Genomic DNA, 6142 nt, shown 5'->3' with positions numbered 1-6142 from the left:
CGGCTCGTGGGGTCGCCCTTGAGCATGGCGTCGAGGATGGCGTCGCTGATCTGGTCGGCGATCTTGTCCGGGTGACCCTCGGTGACCGACTCGGAGGTGAACAGGCGGCGGGACATCTTCACTCCTCGGGAATCATGGCGCGAGATCCGATTCTCGCGTCTGGGCTCAAGCTGCGGCCGGAAGACGGCTACCGGCGGCCGGGCCGCGTGATCGCGGGTGCTGTGGCGGGCCGCCGTCGTGGCGACGGTGCGCCGATGGTGATATTCGCCTGAGAAAAGCAAGGGCCATCGTGCGAATGGCGCTCGCGCGATGGCCCTTGCCCGCGTGGGGACTTACCGCGAAGGAAATCAGCGACCAGAGACATCACCTCTTCATGCGGTTAAAAATCCTTGCAAGCTCGATTGATTCGATGCTAGACCGGCGCCGAACCCCGCTGAAACCCCAGTGCGACCCCTACCGTCCGGGCCGGGGAATAGCCACGTTATCGACCGCGTCCTTCTGATCATTCCACGGACGCGTGGCACGCCCGGACCGATAGCGGTGCGCACGTATTCTCCGCCGCCGGCCGTATTGCCGCCACCGGCGTGCCGGCACGGCGCGGGCCCACGGGCGCCCGGGGGAACGCGGCGCGAACCACCCGTCACCCGCCTCTGCCCGGCGACGGAGTGGGCACCCCTGGACCGGATATTCTCCGGCGACGACCGCCTTCACGGACGGCCTTTTCGCGCAGGTAATATGCCCTAGTTGTCATGCCGGACGAGTTGTACCATGCGAAGACAAGCGGTCAAGGCAGAGAGAAGGGCGAGCCGGCGCCGCAAGGCTCCGTCGCGTGTCCGGGCATGCGATCCGCTCAAGGCCGAAAAGGCCGTCCCGCCCGAGCGGCGCGCGCATACTGGTCTCGGGGACTGAGAACGCGAAGACCTCCGGGTGGCCCGCGGGTTTTCCGGCAAGGAGTCAGCAGGTGGAGTTTCGGATCCTGGGGCCGCTCGAAGTGGTCGCGGGCACTGAACAACTGGACGTCGGAGGGACGCGGCAGCGCATCGCTCTGGCCACCCTGCTGCTCGACGCCAACCGCACCGTGACGGTCGACCGGCTCGCCGAGGCGATCTACGGCTTCGACCTGCCCCCCACGGCGCGCGCCCAGGTGCAGATCTGCATCTCCTCCCTGCGGCGGCTGTTCTCCGCGCACGGCAGCGCCGACATCATCTCCACCCGTTCGCACGGCTACATGATCCGCGTCCAGGAGGGGAGCCTCGACGCCCAGCGTTTCGAGGCCCTCTCGCTGCGCGCCCGGCGCGCCAGGGACGCCGGCGACCTGGACCAGGCGGTGCGGGCCTACCGCGACGCGCTCGCCCTGTGGCGCGGCGAGGAGGCCCTGGACGGCATCGACAGCAGGCCGGTGCAGTCGGCGGCCGGCAGGCTCACCGAAGAGCGGATGACCACCAACGAGGACTGCGTCCAACTCGAACTCGAACTCGGCCGGCACGAACAGCTGATCAGCGAGCTGACCCGGCTCGTCGAGCGCTATCCCCTGCGCGAGCGGCTGCGCGGGCAGCTCATGCTGGCGCTGTACCGCGCCGACCGCAGGGCCGAGGCGCTGCAGGTGTACCGCCTGGCCAGGGAGACCATGATCGAGGAGCTGGGCATCGAGCCCAACGAGCAGCTCCAGCGCCTCGAACACGCCGTGCTGACCGCCGATCCGAGCCTCGACCCGCCGGGCAAGACCGCCAAGATCGCGGACGAGCCGCCGCCGGCGGTCGCGCCCGCGGCGCCGCCGGTGCCCTTCCTGCTGCCCAGCGCGATCGCCGACTTCACCGGGCGTGGCAAGCAGATCGACGCGATCGAGCGCGAGCTGGCGCTCGCCGAGGAGGACCCCGGCCGCTTCGCCGTGCCGATCATCATCGTCGCCGGCAAGGGCGGCATCGGCAAGACCACCGTCGCGGTGCACGCCGCGCACACGGTGGCCGGCCGCCATCCCGACGGCCGGCTGTTCGCCGACCTGCACGGCGGCGCGTCACGGCAGGCCAGCCCGACACACGTGCTCGAACGGTTCCTGCGCGCCCTCGGCGTCCCCGGCAGCGCGATGCCCGAGAGCCTGGAAGAGCGCGCCGAGATGTACCGCGCGATGCTCGCCGACCGCAAGGTGCTGATCGTGCTGGACGACGCGGCCGGCGAGGGCCAGGTCCAGCCGCTCCTCCCCGGCACCCGCACGTCCGCGGTGATCATCACGAGCCGCAGCCGGCTGGGCGGGCTGGCCGGCGCGATCCACGTCGACATCGGCATCTTCGACATCGACCAGTCGATCGAGCTGCTCGGGCGCATCGCCGGCGTCGAGCGGGTGCGTTCGGAGATCGAGTCCGCCAGGGCGCTGGCCGAGCTCTGCGGGCACCTGCCGCTCGCGCTGCGCATCGCGGGCGCCCGCCTGGCGGCCCGTCCCCACTGGCGCATCGAGCAGCTCGTGAGCCGCCTCGCCGACGAGACACGCCGGCTCGACGAGCTCAACCACGGCGACATGGGCATCCGGGCGAGCCTGTCCCTGACCTACGAGAGCGTCGGCGAGCGGGCCAGGCGGCTGTTCCGCCGGCTGGCCATCCTCGACAGCGGGGTCTTCTCCGTCTGGACCGGCGCCGCGCTGATGGACGCGCCGTTCTTCGAGGCCGAGGACCTGTTCGACGAACTGGCCGACGCCCAGCTGATCGAGGCGGCCGCCGGGCAGGGCTCGCACGGCGCGTACCGTTTCCACGACCTGGTCCGCGTGTTCGCCCGCGAGCGCCTGGTGGCCGAGGAGTCCCCCGCCGAGCGCAAGGCCGCGCTCGGGCGGGTGCTCGGCGGGCTGCTGTTCCTCTCCCAGGCCGCCCACCGCCGCGCCTACGGCGGCGACTACGTGCAGATCCACAGCGGCGCCGAGCGGTGGACCCTGCCTGACAGGCTGACCGCCGAGCTGGTGGGCGATCCCTTCGCCTGGTACGAGCGTGAGCGGCCCCTGCTGGTCTCCGGCATCCGCCAGGCGGCGCACGCGGGCTTCACCGACCTGTCGTGGGACCTGGCCATCAGCGCCGTCACCCTGTTCGAGGCGCGGGTGTACCTGGACGACTGGCGCGAGACGCACGAGGTCGCGCTGGCGGCCACCCGGCAGGCCGGCGACGTCCGCGGCCAGGCCGCGATGCTGTACTCGCGCGGCTCGCTGAAGCTCACCGAGAGGCGTCTTCCCGAGGCCCGGCAGGACTACGAGCGGGCGCTGGGCCTGTTCGCCGAGGTCGGCGACGACCAGGGCACCGCCCTGGTGCTGCAGAACATGGGACTGCTGGACCGCATGAGCGGCCGGTTCGAGGAGGCGACGGAGCGCTTCCGGCGGGCGCTGAAGATCTTCACCCGCACCGGCGACCAGGTGGCGGCCGCGTACGTGCTGCACAACCTGGCCCAGCTGCGGCTGGAGACCGGCGACCTCGAAGGCGCCGACACCCTGCTGTCCGAGGCCCTGGCCCTCAGCCGCCAGGGCGGCAGCAAGAGGGTGGAGGCTCAGGTGCTGTACCGGATGGGCCATACCTATCTGGCATGGCAGCAGCCCGACCTGGCCGTCGAGACCTTCGAGACGGCGCTGACCATGGTGCGCGAGATCGGCGACCCGTCCGGTGAGACGTACATCCTCCACGGGCTCGGCGTCACCCGGCTGCGGCAGGGCGAGACCGCCCGCGCGGAGGAGGCGTTGCGCGAGGCGGTGCGGCTGGCCAGGGGCACGGGCGACCTGCTGATCGAGGGCCGTTCGCTGCTCGGGCTCGGCGAGCTGGCGATCGCCCGCGAGAACGCCGGGCACGCCGTCGCGCACTCCGAGCAGGCGTTGGCGATCTTCAAGTCGATCCAGACCCCGACCTACGAGGAGCGCGCCCTGACGCTGCTGGCCGAGGCGCGCGCCATGCTCGCGCCTGCGGACCGCCTTGGGGAAACGGGCGAACTGGTAGGCTGACCCGCCCGGACTCCGGGGGGGCGCATCCGCCGGACGCGCACACGCGGAGAACGCCTCGCGAGTACGCGCGCGCATGCTCGCGAAGGCCCGCGAGTAAGGCGCGCGAGTGCGGGCGAGCACGCTCGGAGAAGGCCGGGTTAGGCCCGCGTGGAAGAAGCCGGGACGGCATTGACGGCCGCGTGTTTCCCGCCGCGTCCTTTCACCGCATTGGACGCCGCAATGCGGGCCGCCGCATCTCGCAAAGAGCTATTCTCGGGGGCGGTGTCCGAATAACGGTACGCCGCGTGCCCGCGAGCCGCGAATGCGCGGTGAAACCGCCACCGGTGCGGCGCTGAGCGGCCACGACTTCCGGGCCGCAGCCGAGTCCATTTTCAATCCCGGTCTCCCCCCGTGAACCCCTTAGTGCCCCGTGCCCTGCCCTAGCCCGGCGCCGGGCCGTCCCGAGAAAGATTTGCGTTGACGCCTCGTGGAACGGCCGCGTCGATACCCTTGGAACGTGATCGCCACGCGAGTGAGGTACGAAAGGCGCCCAGTGGGCGGCGTTTTCGTTATCGCCGTTTCTGGTAGGCGTCCGAACACCGCCCGCCCGCCGTCTCCGCCGTGGAGGGGCGGACGCTCGCGCGACGAAGAGTGCCCAAGACCGGTCTCGCCCATGCCGACCAGCGCGAGGCCGCTCGCCCGCGACCCCCTGCCGCACCACGAGGGATCATGATCAAGTCTATTCTGCCCGACTTCGTCGTGGCCGCCGACGTGTTCACCGATCCACCCGACCCGATGCTCTTCCCCGAAGAGGAGCAGGTCATCGTGCACGCCGACGACCGCAGACGACAGGAGTTCAGCACCGCGCGCGTGTGCGCCCACGACGCGCTGCGCAAGCTCGGCGTGCGTCCGAGCCCGGTGCTGCCGGGGCTGCGCGGCGAGCCGCAGTGGCCGACCGGCGTGGTGGGCAGCATCACCCACTGTGCCGGCTATCGCGGAGCGGTCGTCGCCGCCGCCTCCAAGGTGACGGCCATCGGCATCGACGCCGAGCCCAACGAGCCGCTGGTGCCGGGCGTCCTCGACGCCATCTCCCTGCCCGAGGAGCGCGAGAGCCTCGCCAAGCTCACCGCCCGCCACACCCGCGTGCAGTGGGACCGGATGCTCTTCAGCGCCAAGGAGTCGGTGTTCAAGGCGTGGTTCCCGCTGGCCAAGCGGTGGCTCGACTTCCAGGACATCCTGATCAACGTCGATCCGGCCAGCGGCGACTTCACCGCGTGGCTGCGGGTCGGCGGGCCTCGGGTGCGCGGCCAGCGCGTCACCGCCTTCTCCGGCCGGTGGGTCGCCGACGCGGGGCTCGTGCTGACCGCCGTCGTGCTTCCCGCCCCCGGCCGCACCGGCGGCACGCCCCGGCCGGGCGGCGCACGGCGCCCCGCCGTGTACGGGCGTCCGCCGCACGGCATGTGAGCCGCGTGCGGCGTGAGATGATCTTTTATCGAATGCGTGTTCCAAAAGGTCGCATACACTGCGACTATGGGCACCTTGTTCCAGGCTTCACTGCTCGACATGTCCGAAGAGGCGGGCCCCGGCCCGCTCGGCTCGACGGTGAAGCGCACGCGTCTCGCCCACGGCGCGTGGATCGACGTCCGGCCGGCCTGGATCTCCGGCGCGGACGCGCTGTTCGAGCGGCTGGCCCGGGTCGTGCCCTGGCACGCCGAGCGGCGCCACATGTACGACCGGGTGGTCGACGTCCCCCGGCTGCTGAAGTTCTACGAGGAGGACGAGCCGCTGCCCGACCCCCTGCTGGATGACGCGAGGCGCACGCTCAACGCCCACTACGCCGCGGAGCTCGGCGAGCCGTTCCGCACGGCGGGCCTGTGCTTCTACCGGGACGGCCGCGACAGCGTCGCCTGGCACGGCGACCGCGTCGGACGCGGCGGCACCGAGGACACGATGGTCGCGATCATCTCGGTCGGCACGCCGCGCGGCCTGCTGCTGCGCCCGCACGGCGGCGGCGGGCCGACGCTGCGCCACGATCTCGGCCACGGCGACCTCATCGTGATGGGCGGCAGCTGCCAGCGCACCTGGGAGCACGCCATCCCCAAGACCAGCCGCCCCACCGGCCCGCGCATCAGCATCCAGTTCCGCCCCCGCGGCGTCCGCTGACCGCGCTTTCGCGGCGTCCGCGAGGCACCTCCTTCG

The 6142-nt window shown here is 71.6% G+C and carries 4 protein-coding genes; 3 read left to right on the top strand and 1 reads right to left on the bottom strand.

Annotation, left to right across the window (positions count from 1 at the left end; translation table 11 throughout):
- Positions 1–116: S-adenosylmethionine synthetase N-terminal domain-containing protein (locus ACZ6QO_RS22055; RefSeq protein WP_354836556.1), on the bottom strand; the 116-nt coding region annotated here is incomplete at its 3' end.
- A gap of 845 nt (positions 117–961) precedes the next feature.
- Here ACZ6QO_RS22055 and ACZ6QO_RS22050 point away from each other — a divergent pair.
- The 3 genes from ACZ6QO_RS22050 (at position 962) to ACZ6QO_RS22040 (ending at position 6106) form a co-directional block, all read left to right on the top strand.
- Positions 962–3964, top strand: coding sequence for an AfsR/SARP family transcriptional regulator (locus ACZ6QO_RS22050; protein WP_465853338.1), 3003 nt, complete (start codon positions 962–964; stop codon positions 3962–3964).
- A gap of 708 nt (positions 3965–4672) precedes the next feature.
- Positions 4673–5407 carry a 4'-phosphopantetheinyl transferase family protein gene (locus ACZ6QO_RS22045; protein ID WP_465853337.1) on the top strand — a complete coding sequence of 245 codons (735 nt, stop codon included), beginning with the start codon at positions 4673–4675 and terminating at the stop codon, positions 5405–5407.
- Between the two features lie 66 nt (positions 5408–5473).
- On the top strand, positions 5474–6106 hold the full coding sequence (locus tag ACZ6QO_RS22040) for an alpha-ketoglutarate-dependent dioxygenase AlkB (protein WP_465853335.1): 633 nt from the start codon (positions 5474–5476) through the stop codon (positions 6104–6106).
- Positions 6107–6142 lie beyond the last annotated feature (36 nt).

This window comes from Sphaerisporangium sp. NPDC049457, assembly GCF_055586705.1.
Note: the sequence above shows the minus strand (reverse complement) of the source record. Positions and strands in the feature narration are given on the sequence as shown.

Excerpts from the sequence above, each read along its gene's own strand:
- ACZ6QO_RS22045 (WP_465853337.1), top strand. The coding sequence starts at position 4,673 with ATGATCAAGTCTATTCTGCCCGACTTCGTCGTGGCCGCCGACGTGTTC.
- ACZ6QO_RS22040 (WP_465853335.1), top strand. The coding sequence starts at position 5,474 with ATGGGCACCTTGTTCCAGGCTTCACTGCTCGACATGTCCGAAGAGGCG.